Origin of the sequence: Klebsiella sp. K-Nf6, from assembly GCF_002806655.1 — a bacterium.
GTDB classification, from domain to species: domain Bacteria; phylum Pseudomonadota; class Gammaproteobacteria; order Enterobacterales; family Enterobacteriaceae; genus Klebsiella; species Klebsiella variicola.
This window is the reverse complement of the sequence record NZ_PIBN01000003.1, coordinates 330,430-348,018: the sequence shown is the minus strand read 5'-3', so window position 1 is coordinate 348,018 and position 17,589 is coordinate 330,430. Positions and strand designations below refer to the sequence as shown.

Genomic DNA, 17,589 nt, shown 5'->3' with positions numbered 1-17,589 from the left:
GGCGCTTTTTTATTGCTGCTAACGGCGCGCTTTCTCTCAGAGTCGGCCCTGAGCCAGCAGCCATTCGCGCACTAAAAACAGCGCGCTGACGTTACGAGCCTCGTTAAAATCTTCTTCATCCAGCAGCGACATCAGCTGCGCCAGCGGCCAGCGCACCTGCGGCAGCGGTTCGGGCTCATCGCCCGGCAGCGACTCAGGATAAAGGTCTTCCGCCACCAGGATATTCATTTTGCTGGAGAAGTAGGAGGGGGCCATACTGAGCTTCTTCAGAAACGTCAGCTTATTGGCGCCAAAGCCAACCTCTTCTTTCAACTCGCGGTTGGCTGCTTCATCCACCGTTTCACCCGGGTCAATCAGCCCTTTGGAGAAACCCAGCTCGTAGGATTCCGTGCCGACGGCATACTCGCGAATCAAAATAATGTGATCATCAACAATCGGAACAATCATCACCGCTTCACGGGTAGACGGCCGCATACGTTCATAAACGCGACGCACACCGTTGCTGAATTCCAGATCGACGCTTTCGACATTAAAGAGGCGCGAACGGGCGACGGTTTCAACATTGAGAATGGTGGGTTTTTGTAATGATTTGCTCATTGTCATCGGTCTATGCTGTGATTAAGCAGTCATTGTGCGATACGCAACACGCTTTCGGCAATCCAAATCGCTACTTATTTACAGAGTTGTAACCTTTTACCGGCAAAGGGGAAAGTAATAAAGATAAAAAAGTCAATAGCTTGAATTCTGTTTGAGAATTTACCGATTTCTGCGCATTAACGTTTTTGGTAAGCTTATACGCTGCTGCATGACATATTCACTACCCTGTAACCAGGTGCGCCGCTAACACTGCAGCTTGACGTTAGTATTGACGTTCACCGACGATATCGTAAGAAAAAAATAACTATGATGGGATGGGCATGGGCACCTTTCTGATTTTCCTTATAGCTCTGCTAATCTGCGTATTGCTCATCGGATGGTGGTATCGCTCTCACGCCAGACGTCGACGCCTTCCTCTACTGCACGCCTTTAGCGACGCGACCACGCGGCCGCTTCCTGCCGATGAGCGTCAGGCTATCGAAAAGTATCTTGCGGAGCTCAGCCGCGCCCTGCAGGTCCCGGCGTCCGGCGCAACGACGGCGCCCATTGTTCTGGCGCTGAACGAACAGAGTGATACTGTCTACGCCGTGACGCGAGCCATTACTCGCTACGGGATCACCACCGACGCGCCGAACAAATGGCGCTACTTCCTCGATTCGGTGGAAGTCCATCTGCCGCCATTCTGGGAACAGCATATTAACGACGAAAACAGCGTCGAGCTGATCCCCACCGACAGCCTGCCGCTGGTCATCACGCTCAACGGTCATTCCCTGAGCGACTATCGCCAGGAAGCGCAAAGCTACGCCCTGGAACGCGCATCGGCCACCCAGGCCTCCATTCGCGGCGAAGAAAGTGAGCAGGTTGAGCTGCGGCAGATCCGTCGGGAAAGCCCGGAAGAACACGCGCTGAACCGGCCGGATGGACTACGCGAAGCGATCCTGATCGTCGCCTCCTTCCTGTTCTTTTATTTCAGCCTGATTGGGCCAGCCGTCTTTACCCCCTGGCTGGTGGCCGCGGGTGTATTGCTTCTCGCCGCCGGCATCTGGGGGATCTATGCCCCACCGCGCCGCGCCGCGCTGCGCGAAATTCACTGCCTGCGGGGCGTCCCCAAGCGCTGGGGACTGTTTGGCGAAAACGATCAAGAGCATATCAATAACATCTCACTGGGCATTATCGATCTCATCTATCCGCGCCACTGGCAGCCGTGGATCGCGCAGGACCTGGGGCAGCAGACCGATATTGATATCTATCTCAACCGCCACGTGGCCCGCCAGGGACGCTACCTGTCGCTCCATGATGAAGTGAAAAACTTCCCGCTCCAGTACTGGCTGCGCAGCGCGATTATCGCCGCCGGCGCGCTGGTGGTGGTGGTCATGCTGTGGGCCAGCGTACCGCTGAATATGCCGTTTAAGTTCACCCTGTCGTGGTTGAAGGGCGCCCAGACGATTGAAGCGACTACCGTCGACCAGCTGGCGAAAGCCCATGTGCGCATTGGTGATACGCTGCGTCTGACAGGCACCGGGATGTGTAATATCCGCACGCCGGGTAGCTGGTCGGCCAAAGAGGATTCGCCGTTCCTGCCTTTCGATTGTTCACAGATTGTATGGAACGATGCCCCTCCTCTGCCGCTGCCGGAGTCTGATATTGTCAGCAAAGCGACCGCCCTGATGCAGTCCGTCCAGCGGCAGTTGCATCCGGAAACCGACGATGACTCCCGCGTCAGCCCGGCGTTGCGTTCCGCTATACAGAAATCAGGCATGGTGCTGCTGGATGATTTCGGCGATATCGTCCTGAAAACTAACGATCTCTGCTCGGCAAAGGATGACTGCCTGCGCCTGAAGAATGCGCTGGTCAACCTCGGAAATACCCGTAACTGGGAGGCGCTGACCAAGCGCGCCACCGCCGGGAAACTGGATGGCGTGAACGTGCTGCTGCGCCCGGTCAGCGCGGAGTCGCTGGAGAATCTGGTGACCACCTCCACCGCCCCCTTTGTGATGCGTGAAACCTCGCGAGCCGCGCAGGCGCTAAACAGCCCGGCGCCCGGCGGTTTCTTAATCGCCAGCGATGAGGGCAACGTGCTGGTCAATCAGCCGTGGCCGGCGGTGAGCCTGTATGATTATCCGGCACACGAGCAGTGGAGCGAGCTGCGGCGGCTGGCCGGTATGCTCATGCATACCCCTTTCCACGCCGAAGGGATCGTCACCAACCTGTTCACCGACGCCAACAGCACCCAGCATATCAACCTGCATCGCATCCCTGATCGCAGCGGGCTGTGGCGCTATCTGGGCATTACGCTGCTGCTGTTGTCGATGCTGGGATGCATGGCTTACCACGGCGTACAGGCGCTGCGTCGTTATCAACGCCATCGCCAGCGTATGGAAGAGATTCAGAAATATTACGAAAGCTGCCTGAACCCGGTGCTGCTCCCCGCGTCTGACCCGCAAGATTAATTTCCCCGGCGACGGGGTATGATACCCTGTCGCCCATTTTCTGCTCGCTGGAGAGTCATCATGCATTTTGATATCGCCTGGCAGGAGGTTGATACCGTTCTGCTGGATATGGACGGCACGCTCCTGGACCTCGCTTTCGACAACTATTTCTGGCAAACGCTGGTGCCTGAAACCTGGGGAGCCGCCCGCGGCCTCAATCTGCAGGAGGCGAAAGACGCCATGCGCCAGGAGTATCACGCCGTGCAGCATACGCTAAACTGGTATTGTCTGGATTACTGGAGCGAGCGCCTGGGTTTGGATATTTGTGCGATGACCAGTGAACAGGGTCCGCGCGCCACGCTGCGCGAGGATACGGTGCCGTTCCTTGATGCGCTCAAGGCCTGCGGTAAGCGACGCATTCTGTTGACCAATGCCCATCCCCACAATCTGGCGGTGAAGCTCAAACATACCGGCCTGGATGCGCACCTTGATTTATTACTTTCCACCCACACATTTGGTTATCCGAAAGAGGATCAGCGCCTGTGGCGCGCCGTAGCGGAGGAGACCGGTCTTGAGGCGCGTAAAACGCTGTTTGTCGACGACAGCGAGGCGATTCTGGATGCCGCGAGGGAATTTGGCATTCGTTACTGCCTGGGCATTACTAATCCCGACTCCGGGCTGGCGGAAAAGCAGTATCTGCGCCATCCGGGGCTGAATGATTACCGGCGACTGATCCCTTCGCTTACCCCGAAGGAGAGGCGATGAAAGAGAAGCCCAGCGAAACCGTCAGACTGGACAAATGGCTTTGGGCCGCTCGCTTTTACAAAACCCGCGCGCTGGCGCGGGAGATGATTGAAGGCGGCAAGGTGCATTACAACGGACAACGCAGCAAGCCCGGGAAAATTGTCGAACTGGACGCCATGCTGACGCTGCGACAGGGCAACGACGAGCGTACGGTACGAATCGTCGGTATCACCGAGCAGCGCCGCCCGGCAAGTGAAGCTGTCGCCCTGTATGAAGAGACGGCGGAAAGTATCGAAAAGCGTGAAAAAGTGGCCCTGGCGCGCAAAATGAACGCCCTGACCATGCCGCACCCTGACAGACGTCCGGACAAGAAAGAACGCCGCGACCTGATGAGATTTAAACACGGCGAGAGTGAGTAACTCGCGCCAGAAAGAGAGATGATTATGACTCAACACGATCAATTACATCGTTATCTGTTTGAAAACTATGCCGTACGCGGCGAGCTGGTGACGGTGTCGGAAACCCTGGAACAGATTCTGGCGAATCACACCTATCCGCAGCCGGTGAAAACGGTGCTGGCGGAACTGCTGGTCGCCACCAGCCTGCTGACTGCAACGCTGAAGTTTGCTGGCGACATTACCGTTCAGCTGCAGGGCGATGGTCCTTTACAGCTGGCGGTGATCAACGGCAATAACCAGCAGCAGCTGCGCGGCGTCGCGCGCGTGCAGGGTGATATTGCGGACGATGCAGATCTGAAAACGATGGTTGGCAACGGCTATCTGGTCATTACCATCTCCCCGAAAGAGGGTGAGCGTTATCAGGGTGTGGTCGGTCTCGAAGGCGATACGCTGGCCGCCTGCCTGGAAGATTACTTCCAGCGTTCAGAGCAGCTGCCGACACGCCTAATCATTCGCACCGGGGAACATGAAGGCCAGCCGATGGCCGGCGGGATGCTGCTGCAGGTGATGCCGGCGCAGGATGCCCAGACTGCCGACTTCGAACACCTGGCGACGCTCACCGAGACCATCAAGGCGGAAGAGCTGTTCACCCTGCCGGCGAACGATGTGCTGTGGCGTCTGTACCATGAGGAAGAGGTCACGGTCTACGAGCCTCAGAGCGTCGAATTCAAGTGCACCTGCTCTCGTGAACGCTGCGCTGGCGCGCTGAAGACTCTGCCGGATGAAGAGATAGATAGCATCCTCGCTGATGAGGGCGAGATTGATATGCACTGCGACTACTGCGGTAGCCACTATATCTTCAATGCCATGGATATTGCCGAGATCCGTAATAACGCCTCTCCGGCCGACCCGCAGGTCCATTAATCCCCGCGTCTTCCACAGGCACAGGGCGGCGATGTTGTTCATCGCGCTGTGCCTGACTTCCATTTATTCACGAGTTGAATCGATTTTCGCTGAAAGAGTTACGTAATTTTATTCCAGGAAAGCGATTACATTCACATTTCAGCAGTTTTTTTAATTACTTTTTAACCATTAATAAACATCTACCCCCAATATCCGCCCATTTCCTGAGATAATCCACTTCACTTCGTGACAGGAGTCACCGTTTTTTTCGTCATTCTGAGGAATGTCGAGATACGTAAATCTATGAGCCTGGTCGCGGTCAATACCCGGTAATAAACCCTACAATTTACAGCAGTACATCTTGGCTAAGGAGCAGTGACATGCGCGTTAATCATGGTTTAACCCCGCAGGATCTCAAGGCTTATGGTATCAATGACGTTCAGGATATCGTCCACAATCCCAGCTACGATATGTTGTTTCAGGAAGAGCTCGACCCCAGCCTGGAAGGTTACGAACGTGGCGTATTAACCAGTCTGGGTGCTATCGCCGTCGACACGGGCATTTTTACCGGTCGTTCTCCGAAAGATAAGTACCTCGTTCGCGACGACACCACCCGCGATACCGTTTGGTGGTCTGATAAAGGCAAAGGGAAAAACGACAACAAGCCGCTTTCACAGGAAACATGGCAACATCTGAAAGGACTGGTCACCCAGCAGTTGTCTGGTAAACGCCTGTTTATCGTCGACGCCTTCTGTGGCGCCAACGCCGATACCCGTCTCAGCGTGCGCTTTATTACCGAAGTGGCCTGGCAGGCGCACTTCGTTAAAAACATGTTCATCCGCCCGAGCGACGAAGAGCTGGCAGACTTCAAGCCCGACTTCATCGTGATGAACGGCGCGAAGTGCACCAACCCGCAGTGGAAAGAGCAAGGTCTGAACTCGGAAAACTTCATTGCCTTCAACCTCACCGAGCGCATCCAGCTGATCGGCGGCACATGGTACGGCGGCGAAATGAAGAAAGGGATGTTCTCGATCATGAACTACCTGCTGCCGCTGAAGGGCATCGCCTCCATGCACTGCTCAGCCAACGTCGGCGAGAAAGGCGATGTCGCCATTTTCTTCGGCCTCTCAGGCACCGGCAAAACCACCCTCTCCACCGATCCGAAACGCCGCCTGATTGGCGATGACGAACATGGCTGGGATGACGACGGCGTGTTTAACTTCGAAGGGGGCTGCTACGCCAAGACCATCAAGCTCTCTGAAGCGGCCGAGCCAGATATCTATCACGCCATCCGCCGCAACGCCCTGCTGGAAAACGTGGTGGTGCGCGCCGATGGCACGATCGATTTCGATGACGGTTCGAAGACCGAAAACACCCGCGTCTCCTACCCCATCGACCATATCGACAACATTGTTAAACCGGTTTCCAAAGCCGGCCATGCCACCAAAGTGATCTTCCTGACAGCCGATGCGTTCGGCGTACTGCCGCCGGTCTCCCGCCTGACCGCCGATCAGACGCAGTACCATTTCCTGTCCGGATTTACCGCCAAGCTAGCCGGTACCGAGCGCGGTGTGACCGAGCCCACGCCAACCTTCTCCGCCTGCTTTGGCGCAGCCTTCCTGTCGCTGCACCCGACGCAATACGCCGAAGTGCTGGTCAAACGCATGCAGGCGGCTGGCGCGCAGGCTTATCTGGTCAATACCGGCTGGAACGGCACCGGCAAGCGCATCTCGATTAAAGATACCCGCGCCATCATCGACGCCATCCTCAATGGCTCGCTGGACAACGCAGAGACCTTTACCCTGCCGATGTTTAACCTGCAGATCCCAACGGCGCTCCCGGGCGTGGATACCCAGATCCTCGATCCGCGCAACACCTATGGTTCCCCGGAGCAGTGGCAGGAAAAAGCCGACCAGCTGGCGAAGCTGTTCATTGAGAACTTTGAGAAATATACCGATACGCCAGCGGGTGCCGCGCTGGTAGCGGCAGGACCGCAGCGCTAACGGGCGCAGAGGTGAAAAAGCCGGGCTTGCCCGGCTTTTTGTTGTGCAACGTCCTGATTGGCCAACCTCGGCCGCACTCAGCTCTCTTTGGTGGGTTTCATCGGCGCCAGCATCCGGTGCACCGGCAGCCAGGCGCGGATCAGTAATCCGCCGCGTTCGCTGGAGCCAATCTCCAGCCGGCCATTATGATTGTCGATAATACGCTGAACAATCGCCAGCCCCAGCCCGGTGCCGCTGGTACTGCGGGCGCTATCGCCGCGCACAAACGGCTGGAACAGATGTTCGCGCTGCTCAGGTTTGATCCCCGGCCCGTCATCTTCCACCTGGAACCAGGCCCGGCTCGCTTCGCTGCCGCTGCTGACCTTGATCCAGCCATTGCCATAGCGAGCCGCATTCACCACCATATTCGCCAGCGCGCGCTTGATAGAAAGCGGGTGCATGCGTACCGGGATTTCACCGGCCTGTAAGGCGGTGGCGATCTCACGTTCATAGCCGCTCTCTGCAGCGATCACTTCGCCCAGCACGGCATTGAGGTCCGCCAGCTCCATCGGCATCTCCTGCCCGGTGCGCAGATAGTCGATAAACTGCTCGATGATGGCGTTGCACTCTTCGATATCTTTGTTGATCGACTCCGCGAGATAGCCGTCCTGCTCGCCCATCATCTCGGTGGCCAGACGAATGCGCGTCAGCGGAGTACGTAAATCGTGGCTGACCCCGGCCATCAGCAGCGTACGGTCGTCAGCCAGCTGCTTCACACCCGCGGCCATATGGTTAAAGGCGCGGGTCACAGAGCGCACCTCAGAGGCGCCGTACTCACGCAGCGGCGGCGGGATAATACCGCGCCCGACCTGCAGCGCCGCGTGTTCGAGATCTACCAGCGGACGGTTCTGAATACGGATAAACAGCCAGGCGCCGCCTATCGCCAACAGCATGATCGCCAGGGTATAGCGGAACAGCGGCGAGAAGTCGCCCTGATGGATCTCGGTCAGCGGTACCCGCACCCAGATATTGGGCGACAGCCAGGTCTTCAGCCACACCACGGGGGAGCTTTTATTGACCTCCACCCGCACCTCAGTGGGGCCGCCGAGCTGATGCGCCATCTGCTGGCTTAAGAATTCATAATGCTGCGCCCAGCGCAGCCCTGCGTCTTCCGCCGCTTCATTGGAATAGAGCGAAATCCCCAGCTCACGATAAATTTCACGACGAAACGCCGGGGGCACCACCAGCTGGGTGCCATCCTCCAGCTGCAGTTTGTCGGTCATCAGCATACGGACTTCGTAGGCCAATACTTTATTAAACTGCTGGAGACTCGGCAGGATCGCGAAATTCAGTACCACCAGATAGGTCGTCACCAGGCTGACGAACAGCAAGGTGACGATCAGGAGCAGCGTGCGAGCAAAGGAGCTGCGCGGCGAAAAGCGCACGCGTTTCATGCCTTAGAGCCGTCCGGGACGAAGACGTAGCCCAGACCCCAGACGGTCTGGATATAGCGCGGATGCGCCGGATCCTCTTCCACCATGCGGCGCAGGCGGGAGATCTGAACGTCGATGGAGCGCTCCATCGCAGAATATTCGCGCCCGCGGGCGAGGTTCATCAGCTTATCGCGCGACAGCGGTTCGCGAGGATGACTCACCAGCGCCTTCAGGACCGCAAATTCGCCGCTGGTCAACGGCATCGGCTCGTCTTCACGGAACATCTCGCGGGTGCCCAGGTTCAGTTTGAATTTACCAAAGGCGATAACCGCCTCTTCCTGCGATGGCGCGCCCGGCAGTTCATTCGCCTGACGACGCAGCACCGCCCGAATACGGGCCAGCAGTTCACGCGGGTTAAACGGCTTCGGAATGTAGTCGTCAGCCCCGATTTCCAGGCCAACGATCCGGTCAACCTCTTCACCTTTCGCCGTCACCATAATGATCGGCATCGGGTTGCTCTGACTGCGCAGACGACGGCAAATCGAGAGACCATCTTCCCCAGGCAGCATCAGATCCAGCACCATCAGGTGGAAGGATTCACGGGTTAACAGACGATCCATCTGTTCGGCGTTCGCCACGCTACGAACCTGGAAGCCCTGCTCGGTCAGATAACGTTCGAGCAGCGCACGCAGGCGCATGTCGTCATCCACAACCAGAATCTTATAATTCTCTTGCATTGTTTGTACTCCCAAAGGTTCACTGCAATAGTCAGTGCGTATTCTCAAAAAAGCCCGGCGCGCTCACCAGCTAAATCTGGTATACATTCCAGGCTAAATTGTTACAAAGCATATTTAACAGCAGGTTAAGTATACATTTAATCATAAGACACAGTATTTATCCTGTCGGTATTATTACGCGCTACAAATTGTGCGCAACGACAGACTGTCAGAAGGTTGAACTCACGATGAAAACGCCGCTGATCACCCGCGAGGGATATGAAAAACTGAAGCAGGAAATGGACTACCTGTGGCGCCAGGAGCGCCCGGAAGTGACCAAAAAGGTGACCTGGGCCGCCAGCCTTGGCGACCGCAGCGAGAACGCGGACTACCAGTACAACAAAAAGCGCCTGCGGGAGATCGACCGCCGGGTCCGCTATCTGACCAAATGTCTGGAGCAGTTAAAGATAGTCGATTATTCCCCGCAGCAGGAAGGCAAAGTCTTCTTCGGCGCCTGGGTAGAGATCGAAAACGACGAGGGTGACACCAAACGCTTTCGCATCGTCGGCTACGATGAGATTTTTGGCCGCAAAGACTACATCTCCATCGACTCGCCAATGGCGCGCGCCTTATTGAAAAAAGAGGTCGGCGATCTGGCTATCGTGAACACGCCGGCGGGCGAAGCCAGCTGGTATGTCAACGAGATCGAATACGTAAAATAGACAAGAACTTTCCGAGAGACACCGGGCGCGGCTGGCATTTTCAGCCGTCAGTCCGTATAACTAGTCCCTGATTTTTGACCCTAAAGATGAATTAAAAGCCATGATGAATGATTCGCTCTGCCGCATTATTGCGGGTGAACTTCAGGCCAGAGCCGAACAGGTAGAAGCTGCCGTTCGCCTGCTTGATGAAGGGAACACCGTGCCGTTTATTGCACGTTATCGTAAAGAAGTCACTGGCGGTCTGGATGACACGCAGCTGCGTAATCTGGAAACCCGCCTCGGCTATCTGCGCGAACTCGAAGACCGTCGTCAGGCGATCCTCAAATCCATCGGTGAACAGGGCAAACTGACCGACGCGCTGGAAAAAGCCATCACCACCACGCTCAGCAAAACTGAACTGGAAGACCTCTACCTGCCGTACAAGCCGAAGCGTCGTACCCGCGGACAGATCGCCATCGAAGCCGGGCTGGAGCCGCTGGCTGAGCTGCTGTGGAACGAACCGGCCCACGAGCCGGAAGCGGAGGCGGCAAAATACATCAACGCTGACAACGGCATCGCCGACAGCAAAGCGGCGCTGGACGGCGCGCGCTATATTCTGATGGAGCGGTTTGCCGAAGACGCCGCGCTGCTGGCTAAGGTCCGTGACTATCTGTGGAAAAACGCCCACCTGGTTTCCACCGTCGTTAGCGGCAAAGAAGAGGAAGGCGCCAAATTCCGCGACTACTTCGATCACCATGAACCGATCGCCACCGTGCCATCGCACCGCGCGCTGGCGATGTTCCGCGGTCGCAACGAAGGCGTGCTGCAGCTCTCTTTAAACGCCGATCCGCAGTTTGACGAGCCGCCGAAAGAGAGCCACGGCGAGCAAATTATTATCGACCACCTTGGCCTGCGCCTGAACAACGCCCCGGCGGACAGCTGGCGTAAAGGAGTCGTCAGCTGGACCTGGCGCATCAAAGTCCTGATGCATCTCGAAACCGAGCTGATGGGCACCGTGCGCGAACGCGCGGAGGACGAAGCCATCAATGTCTTCGCCCGTAACCTGCACGACCTGCTGATGGCGGCGCCCGCCGGGCTACGCGCCACCATGGGGCTCGATCCAGGCCTGCGCACCGGCGTTAAAGTCGCCGTCGTTGACGGTACCGGCAAGCTGGTGGCTACCGATACCATCTACCCGCATACCGGGCAGGCCGCTAAAGCGGCGGTGGCGGTTGCCGCGCTGTGTGAAAAGTACAACGTTGAGCTGGTGGCTATCGGCAACGGTACCGCTTCGCGTGAAACCGAGCGTTTCTTCCTCGACGTGCAGAAACAGTTCCCGAAAGTCACCGCCCAGAAGGTGATTGTCAGCGAAGCGGGCGCTTCCGTTTACTCCGCCTCCGAACTGGCGGCGCTGGAGTTCCCGGACCTCGACGTGTCGCTGCGTGGCGCGGTCTCCATCGCCCGTCGTCTGCAGGATCCTCTGGCCGAGCTGGTGAAAATCGACCCGAAATCGATTGGCGTCGGCCAGTATCAGCACGATGTTAGCCAGACCCAGCTGGCGCGTAAGCTGGACGCGGTGGTAGAAGACTGCGTGAACGCCGTCGGCGTTGACCTGAATACCGCCTCCGTTCCGCTGCTGACTCGCGTCGCCGGCCTGACCCGCATGATGGCGCAGAATATCGTCACCTGGCGCGACGAGAACGGCCAGTTCCAGAATCGCCAGCAGTTGCTGAAAGTCAGCCGTCTGGGGCCGAAAGCCTTTGAACAGTGTGCGGGCTTCCTGCGTATCAACCATGGCGATAACCCGCTGGACGCCTCCACCGTGCACCCGGAAGCCTATCCGGTGGTCGAACGCATTCTGGCCGCCACCCAGCAGGCGCTGAAAGATCTGATGGGCAACAGCAGCGAACTGCGTCATCTGAAGGCCGCGGATTTCACCGATGAGAAGTTCGGTGTTCCGACCGTCACCGATATTATCAAAGAGCTGGAAAAACCGGGCCGCGATCCGCGTCCGGAGTTTAAGACGGCGAAATTCGCTGATGGTGTAGAGACCATGAACGATCTGCTGCCGGGGATGATCCTGGAAGGCGCCGTCACCAACGTCACCAACTTCGGCGCGTTTGTCGATATCGGTGTCCATCAGGACGGACTGGTTCACATTTCGTCGCTTTCTGACCGGTTTGTTGAAGATCCACACACCGTGGTGAAAGCGGGCGACATCGTGAAGGTGAAGGTCATGGAAGTCGATCTGCCACGTAAACGTATCGCCCTGACCATGCGTCTCGACGAGCAGCCAGGCGACAGCAACGTCCGCCGCGGCGGCGGTCAGGATCGCCCGCAGGGTAACCGCCCGGCCGCGAAAGCCGCCAAACCCCGCGGTCGCGAGGCACAGCCTGCCGGTAACAGCGCGATGATGGATGCCCTGGCCGCGGCAATGGGTAAAAAACGCTAATCTCTCCCTGCCCCTGTTCAGGGGCAGTTTTTATTTTTCATACCCTGGCGATACGACCGCCATTACGCGCAAAACGGGTTCAGTCATTTCTGATAGCCTGCATTAATTCCGTCCAGGAAAGACAGCGAAATTATTATTTTCATTTCGTTAACTTAAGAAACCTTAATTAAACATTAAACCGACGAAATAATATTTCGCGCATTTTTGATTACAGCCGGACTTTGCGTCATATCAAAAAAAAGGTGATTTTCGCAATAAAAATAGCGTTTAGCGCATCATATGTATTGATGATAAAAACCATTCTCATTATCATCATTTTCAGTACGCTTTTTCCTTTTTCGTTGGCTACGGTCCCCGGCGCGGTTGTCCCAGACGCCCGGTCAATTCTTCTTCGGTTAGCGATACACAAGTAGGCCCTATGCAATTCACACCTGATAGTGCGTGGAAAATTACCGGATTCTCCCGCGATATTAGCCCAGCATACCGTCAGAAATTGCTTTCCCTCGGCATGCTGCCCGGTTCCTCTTTTCATGTGGTTCGCGTAGCGCCGCTCGGCGATCCTGTTCATATTGAAACCCGACGCGTCAGTCTGGTATTACGCAAAAAAGATCTCGCCTTAATCGAACTGGAAGCGGTTGCACAATAACGGCTGGCCGGCACAAGAGTGTGAAATATGAAAAAATTAACCGTTGGTTTAATTGGTAATCCTAATTCCGGCAAGACCACCTTATTTAATCAGCTGACCGGCGCCCGCCAGCGCGTAGGCAACTGGGCCGGGGTCACCGTTGAGCGTAAAGAGGGGGTTTTCGCCACCACTGACCACCAGGTCACGCTGGTCGACCTCCCGGGGACCTACTCCCTGACCACTATCTCCTCACAGACCTCGCTGGACGAGCAGATTGCCTGCCACTACATCCTGAGCGGCGACGCCGACGTGCTGATTAACGTGGTCGATGCCTCCAACCTCGAGCGAAACCTCTATCTGACGCTGCAGCTGCTTGAGCTGGGGATCCCCTGCGTCGTCGCGCTGAACATGCTGGATATCGCCGAAAAGCAACAGGTGCGAATTGATATCGACGCCCTCGCCGCCCGTCTCGGCTGTCCGGTCATTCCGCTGGTCTCGACCCGCGGACGTGGGATCGAAGCGCTGAAGATTGCCCTCGACCGTCATCAGGCGAACAGCGATATTGAGCTGGTTCACTATCCGCAGCCGTTGCTGCGCGAAGCTGACCTGCTGGCGCAGCAAATGTCAGCGCAGATCCCGACCCGGCAGCGGCGCTGGCTGGGTCTGCAGATGCTGGAGGGCGATATCTACAGCCGGGCCTATGCCGGCGACGCCGCCGATAAACTGGATATTGCTCTGGCGAATCTCAGCGACGAGATCGACGACCCGGCGTTGCATATCGCAGACGCGCGCTATCAGACCATCGCCGCCGTTTGCGACGCCGTCAGCAACACCCTGACCGCCGAGCCAAGCCGCTTCACCGCGGCAATGGACAAAGTGATCCTTAACCGCTTCCTCGGGTTGCCGATTTTTCTCTTTGTCATGTACCTGATGTTCCTGCTGGCGATCAACATCGGCGGCGCGCTGCAGCCGATTTTCGATGCCGGCTCAGTCGCGGTCTTTATTCACGGTATTCAATGGCTGGGCTACACCCTGCACTTCCCGGACTGGCTGACCGTCTTCCTCGCCCAGGGGATCGGCGGCGGTATCAACACCGTGCTGCCGCTGGTGCCGCAGATCGGCATGATGTATCTGTTCCTCTCCTTCCTTGAGGACTCCGGCTACATGGCGCGCGCCGCCTTTGTGATGGACCGCCTGATGCAAGCCCTCGGCCTGCCGGGGAAATCCTTTGTCCCGTTGATTGTCGGTTTCGGCTGCAACGTGCCGTCGGTGATGGGCGCCCGCACCCTTGACGCGCCGCGCGAGCGTCTGATGACCATTATGATGGCGCCGTTTATGTCCTGCGGCGCGCGGCTGGCGATCTTCGCTGTCTTCGCGGCCGCGTTCTTTGGTCAGAACGGTGCGCTGGCGGTCTTCTCACTCTACGTGCTGGGCATTGTGATGGCCATTCTCACCGGCCTGATGCTAAAGCACACCATTATGCGCGGTGAAGCCTCGCCGTTCGTGATGGAGCTGCCGGTGTACCACGTCCCGCACATCAAGAGCCTGATTATCCAGACCTGGCAGCGCCTGAAAGGCTTTGTGCTGCGCGCCGGGAAGGTGATCGTCATTGTCAGCATTTTCCTCAGCGCGCTGAACAGCTTCTCGCTGAGCGGTAAGGTCGTCGACAACATCAACGACTCCGCGCTGGCCTCGGTGAGCCGGGTCATTACGCCGGTATTTAAACCGATCGGCGTGCATGAAGATAACTGGCAGGCCACCGTCGGCCTGTTTACCGGCGCGATGGCGAAGGAGGTGGTGGTCGGTACGCTGAACACGCTCTATACCGCCGAAGATATCCAGAATGAGGAATTCAATCCGCAGACCTTCAGCCTCGGCGAAGAACTGCTCGCCGCCGTCGACGAGACATGGCAGGGACTGAAAGACACCTTCAGCCTCAGCGTCCTGGCCAACCCCATCGAAGCCAGCAAAGGCGATGGCGAAATGGCCACCGGCGCCATGGGCGTGATGGGCAATAAATTTGGCAGCGCGGCGGCGGCATACAGCTACCTGATCTTCGTCCTGCTCTATATCCCCTGCATCTCGGTGATGGGCGCCATCGCCCGCGAATCGAGCCGTGGCTGGATGACCTTCTCCATCCTGTGGGGGCTGAATATCGCCTATTCGCTCTCGACGCTCTACTACCAGACCGTCAGCTTTAGCGACCACCCGCGCTACAGCCTGGTGTGTATCCTGGCGGTGGTGTTGTTCAACGTGGTGCTCTTCGGCCTGCTGCGCCGGGCGCGCAGCCGGGTGGATGTCTCGCTGCTGGCCACCCGAAAAACGCCGGCCTCCTGCTGTTCCAGCCCGGCTGGCGATTGCCACTAAGGAGGGTCTGTGGCGTCGTTAATGGAAGTCCGCGATATGCTGGCCCTGCAGGGCCGCATGGAGGCGAAACAGCTCAGCGCCCGCCTGCGGACGCCTCAGCCGCTGATTGACGCGATGCTGGAACGGATGGAAGCCATGGGTAAGGTGGTACGGATCAGCGAAACGAGCGAGGGCTGTCTCTCAGGCAGCTGTAAAAGCTGTCCTGAAGGGAAAGCGGCGTGCCAGCAGGAGTGGTGGGCGCTGCGATGAAAGGAGTCATGCCAGGTCGTGCAACAAGGTAAATGAGTGAGACATCAGTGAAAAACGGGCCAGCAGGCCCGTTTTTTATGACTGGATTATTTATAAACGTCAGCGTTAGCGTGAACGGTTTTTTCGTTTTTCTGCCCGGCAATCACCACAAAGTATTTCCCACCCAGCTCATCCGCTTTTTTAGACAGATCGCGTCGAGCGTCCATCGGTGACGTCGTCCTGGAGGTCGTGATGCTGCCGACCTTGGTCAAATTCATCTTCGCCACGTCTTCTTTTTGGATCTCTTTCGCAGCGAATGCGCCAAACGACAGGGTGCCAATCACCAGAGATGCAACCATTCCTGTAACAAGTTTCATAGCCTCTACTCTCCATAAGGTTGTTATTGTAGGTCACGGTGGCGGAATGAAATAATCAACCACCGTAACAACCTAAGTATTGCTAGGAATGGCCCTTTTACCATGGCACGGCAAAAAAAATTACCCCAGCCGCTTTTTCAACGCCAGCAGCGGCTCGCAGAAGGCCGCGGGATGAGAAACAAACGGCGCATGCGCTGCCTTATCAAAGAGGATCGACTCGCTTTCCGGCCACAGCTTATCCAGCAGCGGAACAATCTTGCGCGGCACCAGTCCGTCCAGCCGACCATACAGCCGCAGCAACGGCATCGGCAGCCCGACCAGCGCCTGGCGCAGATCGACCGTTCTGAGGATCTCCAGTCCGCCGTTCAACGCCTCGGCGGAAGGCATCGGCAGCGAGAGCACCGCCTGCTTTAACGCCCGCGCATCCTGACGCGCGCTCTCTGTGCCCATGGTTTGCAGAGCGAGGAATCGCTCGACGGTGCGCTGGAAATCTTCGCTCAGCTGCTGCTGAAACCCGGCCAGCACCTCGGGCTTGATGCCGGGCCAGTCGTCACGGGCCGCGAAACAGGGGGAAGACGCGACCGTCACCAGCGCCTGCACGCGTTCCGGGTGCATCATCGCCACCTGGCTTGCCACCAGCCCGCCCAGGCTCCAGCCCAGCCACACCGCCTGAGGAGGAGCCTGCTCCAGCACCCGCTGCGCCATCGCCTCGAGCGACATCGCCCCATATCCGCCGCTGCGGCCATAGCCCGGCAGGTCCACCAGGTGGAGGGTAAAATGCGAAGCCAGCTGCGGCGTGATGCAATCCCATACCTGAGCGTTCAGCCCCCAGCCGTGCAGCAGCACAAGATGACAATCACCTTCGCCGATTGTTTGCCACCAGATGTCGTTCATCCGTTACCGTTCTCTTTTTTACTGGACAGAAGGCCAAATATGCTAACAGCACACAGCTTATGCTGGCTATGCCAAATGCCGCTGGCGCTCGCCCACTGGGGGTTCTGCTCTCGTTGCAGCCGCGCCCTGCTCGCCTGCCCCCCGCTCTGCCCGCAGTGTGGCCTGCCGGCGGCGACATCCCATCACCCCTGCGGCCGCTGCCTGCAAAAGCCGCCTCCCTGGCATCGGCTGGTGGCGGTCAACGACTATCGCCCACCGCTGAGCGGTCTGGTCCAGCAGTTGAAGTTTCACCATCGTCCGGAGCTGGGGCCCGCCCTGGCGCGTCTGCTGCAGCTGCGCCTTAAGCAGCGGCACGATTTGCCGCCGGTGGACGGTATGGTCGGCGTACCGCTGTGGCGCCGTCGTCGCTGGCATCGAGGTTATAATCAGTGCGACGAGCTGTGCCGGCCGCTAGCCCGCTGGCGAGGATGTTTTTGGCATCGCGATGGTCTGACGCGCCAGCGAGCCGGCGCCGTTCAGCATTCGCTTAATGCCCGTTTGCGCAGGCAGAACCTGAAAAATGCCTTTCAGCTTGAATTTGCCGTGCAGGGACTCCATATCGCTATCGTGGATGATGTCGTCACGACCGGCAGCACCGTCGCCGAGATATCCCGCCTGCTTTTGCGAAACGGCGCCGCGACGGTTCAGGTATGGTGTTTGTGCCGTACCTTGTAGACCCCCGCTGATGGGCGTATTATAACCCA

16 protein-coding genes are annotated in these 17,589 nt (G+C 57.7%); 11 read left to right on the top strand and 5 right to left on the bottom strand.

From position 1 onward, the window contains the following. Positions 1 to 36: 36 nt before the first annotated feature. Positions 37 to 597, bottom strand: a complete 561-nt coding sequence (gene nudE, locus CWM61_RS08010; RefSeq protein WP_012967138.1) for an ADP compounds hydrolase NudE — start codon at positions 595 to 597, stop codon at positions 37 to 39. 320 nt (positions 598 to 917) lie between these two features. Here nudE and CWM61_RS08005 point away from each other — a divergent pair, with 320 nt between their 5' ends. The 5 genes from CWM61_RS08005 to pckA all read left to right on the top strand — a co-directional run bounded on the left by CWM61_RS08005 (position 918) and on the right by pckA (position 7,074). After that, positions 918 to 3,047, top strand: coding sequence for an intracellular growth attenuator family protein (locus CWM61_RS08005; protein ID WP_100631037.1), 2,130 nt, complete (start codon positions 918 to 920; stop codon positions 3,045 to 3,047). A gap of 60 nt (positions 3,048 to 3,107) precedes the next feature. After that, the gene (yrfG, locus tag CWM61_RS08000) at positions 3,108 to 3,791 is read left to right on the top strand and encodes a GMP/IMP nucleotidase (RefSeq protein WP_074387058.1); all 684 of its coding nucleotides are present in this window, start codon (positions 3,108 to 3,110) and stop codon (positions 3,789 to 3,791) included. After that, the gene (hslR, locus tag CWM61_RS07995) at positions 3,788 to 4,189 is read left to right on the top strand and encodes a ribosome-associated heat shock protein Hsp15 (protein ID WP_008807008.1); all 402 of its coding nucleotides are present in this window, start codon (positions 3,788 to 3,790) and stop codon (positions 4,187 to 4,189) included. Before yrfG ends, hslR begins: the two co-directional genes overlap by 4 nt. Positions 4,190 to 4,207: 18 nt before the next feature. Continuing rightward, positions 4,208 to 5,092, top strand: a complete 885-nt coding sequence (gene hslO, locus CWM61_RS07990; protein ID WP_162676854.1) for an Hsp33 family molecular chaperone HslO — start codon at positions 4,208 to 4,210, stop codon at positions 5,090 to 5,092. A gap of 359 nt (positions 5,093 to 5,451) precedes the next feature. Continuing rightward, entirely contained in the window at positions 5,452 to 7,074 is a 1,623-nt protein-coding gene (gene pckA, locus CWM61_RS07985; protein ID WP_100631036.1) for a phosphoenolpyruvate carboxykinase (ATP), read from the top strand. 77 nt (positions 7,075 to 7,151) lie between these two features. On the opposite strand, the gene envZ is transcribed toward pckA, so the two are convergent. Further along, entirely contained in the window at positions 7,152 to 8,507 is a 1,356-nt protein-coding gene (gene envZ, locus CWM61_RS07980; RefSeq protein WP_008807005.1) for a two-component system sensor histidine kinase EnvZ, read from the bottom strand. Then, positions 8,504 to 9,223, bottom strand: coding sequence for a two-component system response regulator OmpR (gene ompR, locus CWM61_RS07975; RefSeq protein WP_001157751.1), 720 nt, complete (start codon positions 9,221 to 9,223; stop codon positions 8,504 to 8,506). Before ompR ends, envZ begins: the two co-directional genes overlap by 4 nt. 227 nt (positions 9,224 to 9,450) lie before the next feature. Between ompR and greB the strand changes: the two genes are divergently transcribed. The 5 genes from greB to feoC all read left to right on the top strand — a co-directional run bounded on the left by greB (position 9,451) and on the right by feoC (position 15,596). Beyond that, positions 9,451 to 9,924, top strand: coding sequence for a transcription elongation factor GreB (gene greB, locus CWM61_RS07970; protein ID WP_008807004.1), 474 nt, complete (start codon positions 9,451 to 9,453; stop codon positions 9,922 to 9,924). Between the two features lie 100 nt (positions 9,925 to 10,024). Beyond that, positions 10,025 to 12,355, top strand: a complete 2,331-nt coding sequence (locus tag CWM61_RS07965; RefSeq protein ID WP_100631035.1) for a Tex family protein — start codon at positions 10,025 to 10,027, stop codon at positions 12,353 to 12,355. A 418-nt stretch (positions 12,356 to 12,773) separates the two neighbouring features. After that, positions 12,774 to 13,001 (top strand): ferrous iron transporter A, encoded by a 228-nt coding sequence (gene feoA, locus CWM61_RS07960; RefSeq protein WP_002920506.1) that lies wholly within the window; start codon positions 12,774 to 12,776, stop codon positions 12,999 to 13,001. Between the two features lie 27 nt (positions 13,002 to 13,028). Beyond that, positions 13,029 to 15,347: a Fe(2+) transporter permease subunit FeoB gene (gene feoB / locus CWM61_RS07955; protein WP_100631034.1), complete on the top strand. Its 2,319-nt coding sequence runs from the start codon at positions 13,029 to 13,031 to the stop codon at positions 15,345 to 15,347. A 9-nt stretch (positions 15,348 to 15,356) separates the two neighbouring features. Continuing rightward, positions 15,357 to 15,596, top strand: coding sequence for a [Fe-S]-dependent transcriptional repressor FeoC (feoC, locus tag CWM61_RS07950; protein WP_004202151.1), 240 nt, complete (start codon positions 15,357 to 15,359; stop codon positions 15,594 to 15,596). An 86-nt stretch (positions 15,597 to 15,682) separates the two neighbouring features. Here the strand turns inward: feoC and CWM61_RS07945 are convergent, their stop codons facing one another. Together CWM61_RS07945 and bioH are read right to left on the bottom strand one after the other, a co-directional pair. Further along, positions 15,683 to 15,952, bottom strand: a complete 270-nt coding sequence (locus CWM61_RS07945; protein ID WP_002920510.1) for a YdgH/BhsA/McbA-like domain containing protein — start codon at positions 15,950 to 15,952, stop codon at positions 15,683 to 15,685. Positions 15,953 to 16,072: 120 nt separating this feature from the next. After that, the gene (bioH, locus tag CWM61_RS07940) at positions 16,073 to 16,846 is read right to left on the bottom strand and encodes a pimeloyl-ACP methyl ester esterase BioH (RefSeq protein ID WP_074387054.1); all 774 of its coding nucleotides are present in this window, start codon (positions 16,844 to 16,846) and stop codon (positions 16,073 to 16,075) included. Positions 16,847 to 16,885: 39 nt separating this feature from the next. Here bioH and gntX point away from each other — a divergent pair, with 39 nt between their 5' ends. Beyond that, positions 16,886 to 17,560 (top strand): DNA utilization protein GntX, encoded by a 675-nt coding sequence (gene gntX / locus CWM61_RS07935; RefSeq protein ID WP_074387053.1) that lies wholly within the window; start codon positions 16,886 to 16,888, stop codon positions 17,558 to 17,560. The last annotated feature ends 29 nt before the right edge of the window (positions 17,561 to 17,589 follow it).

Bases quoted from the DNA above. Each gene is read 5' to 3' on its own strand.
- CWM61_RS07945 (WP_002920510.1), bottom strand. From the start codon at position 15,952: ATGAAACTTGTTACAGGAATGGTTGCATCTCTGGTGATTGGCACCCTG.
- nudE (WP_012967138.1), bottom strand. From the start codon at position 597: ATGAGCAAATCATTACAAAAACCCACCATTCTCAATGTTGAAACCGTC.
- hslO (WP_162676854.1), top strand. From the start codon at position 4,208: ATGATTATGACTCAACACGATCAATTACATCGTTATCTGTTTGAAAAC.
- CWM61_RS08005 (WP_100631037.1), top strand. From the start codon at position 918: ATGGGCACCTTTCTGATTTTCCTTATAGCTCTGCTAATCTGCGTATTG.
- hslR (WP_008807008.1), top strand. From the start codon at position 3,788: ATGAAAGAGAAGCCCAGCGAAACCGTCAGACTGGACAAATGGCTTTGG.
- ompR (WP_001157751.1), bottom strand. From the start codon at position 9,223: ATGCAAGAGAATTATAAGATTCTGGTTGTGGATGACGACATGCGCCTG.
- greB (WP_008807004.1), top strand. From the start codon at position 9,451: ATGAAAACGCCGCTGATCACCCGCGAGGGATATGAAAAACTGAAGCAG.
- feoB (WP_100631034.1), top strand. From the start codon at position 13,029: ATGAAAAAATTAACCGTTGGTTTAATTGGTAATCCTAATTCCGGCAAG.
- envZ (WP_008807005.1), bottom strand. From the start codon at position 8,507: ATGAAACGCGTGCGCTTTTCGCCGCGCAGCTCCTTTGCTCGCACGCTG.
- yrfG (WP_074387058.1), top strand. From the start codon at position 3,108: ATGCATTTTGATATCGCCTGGCAGGAGGTTGATACCGTTCTGCTGGAT.
- pckA (WP_100631036.1), top strand. From the start codon at position 5,452: ATGCGCGTTAATCATGGTTTAACCCCGCAGGATCTCAAGGCTTATGGT.
- feoA (WP_002920506.1), top strand. From the start codon at position 12,774: ATGCAATTCACACCTGATAGTGCGTGGAAAATTACCGGATTCTCCCGC.
- CWM61_RS07965 (WP_100631035.1), top strand. From the start codon at position 10,025: ATGATGAATGATTCGCTCTGCCGCATTATTGCGGGTGAACTTCAGGCC.
- gntX (WP_074387053.1), top strand. From the start codon at position 16,886: ATGCTAACAGCACACAGCTTATGCTGGCTATGCCAAATGCCGCTGGCG.
- bioH (WP_074387054.1), bottom strand. From the start codon at position 16,846: ATGAACGACATCTGGTGGCAAACAATCGGCGAAGGTGATTGTCATCTT.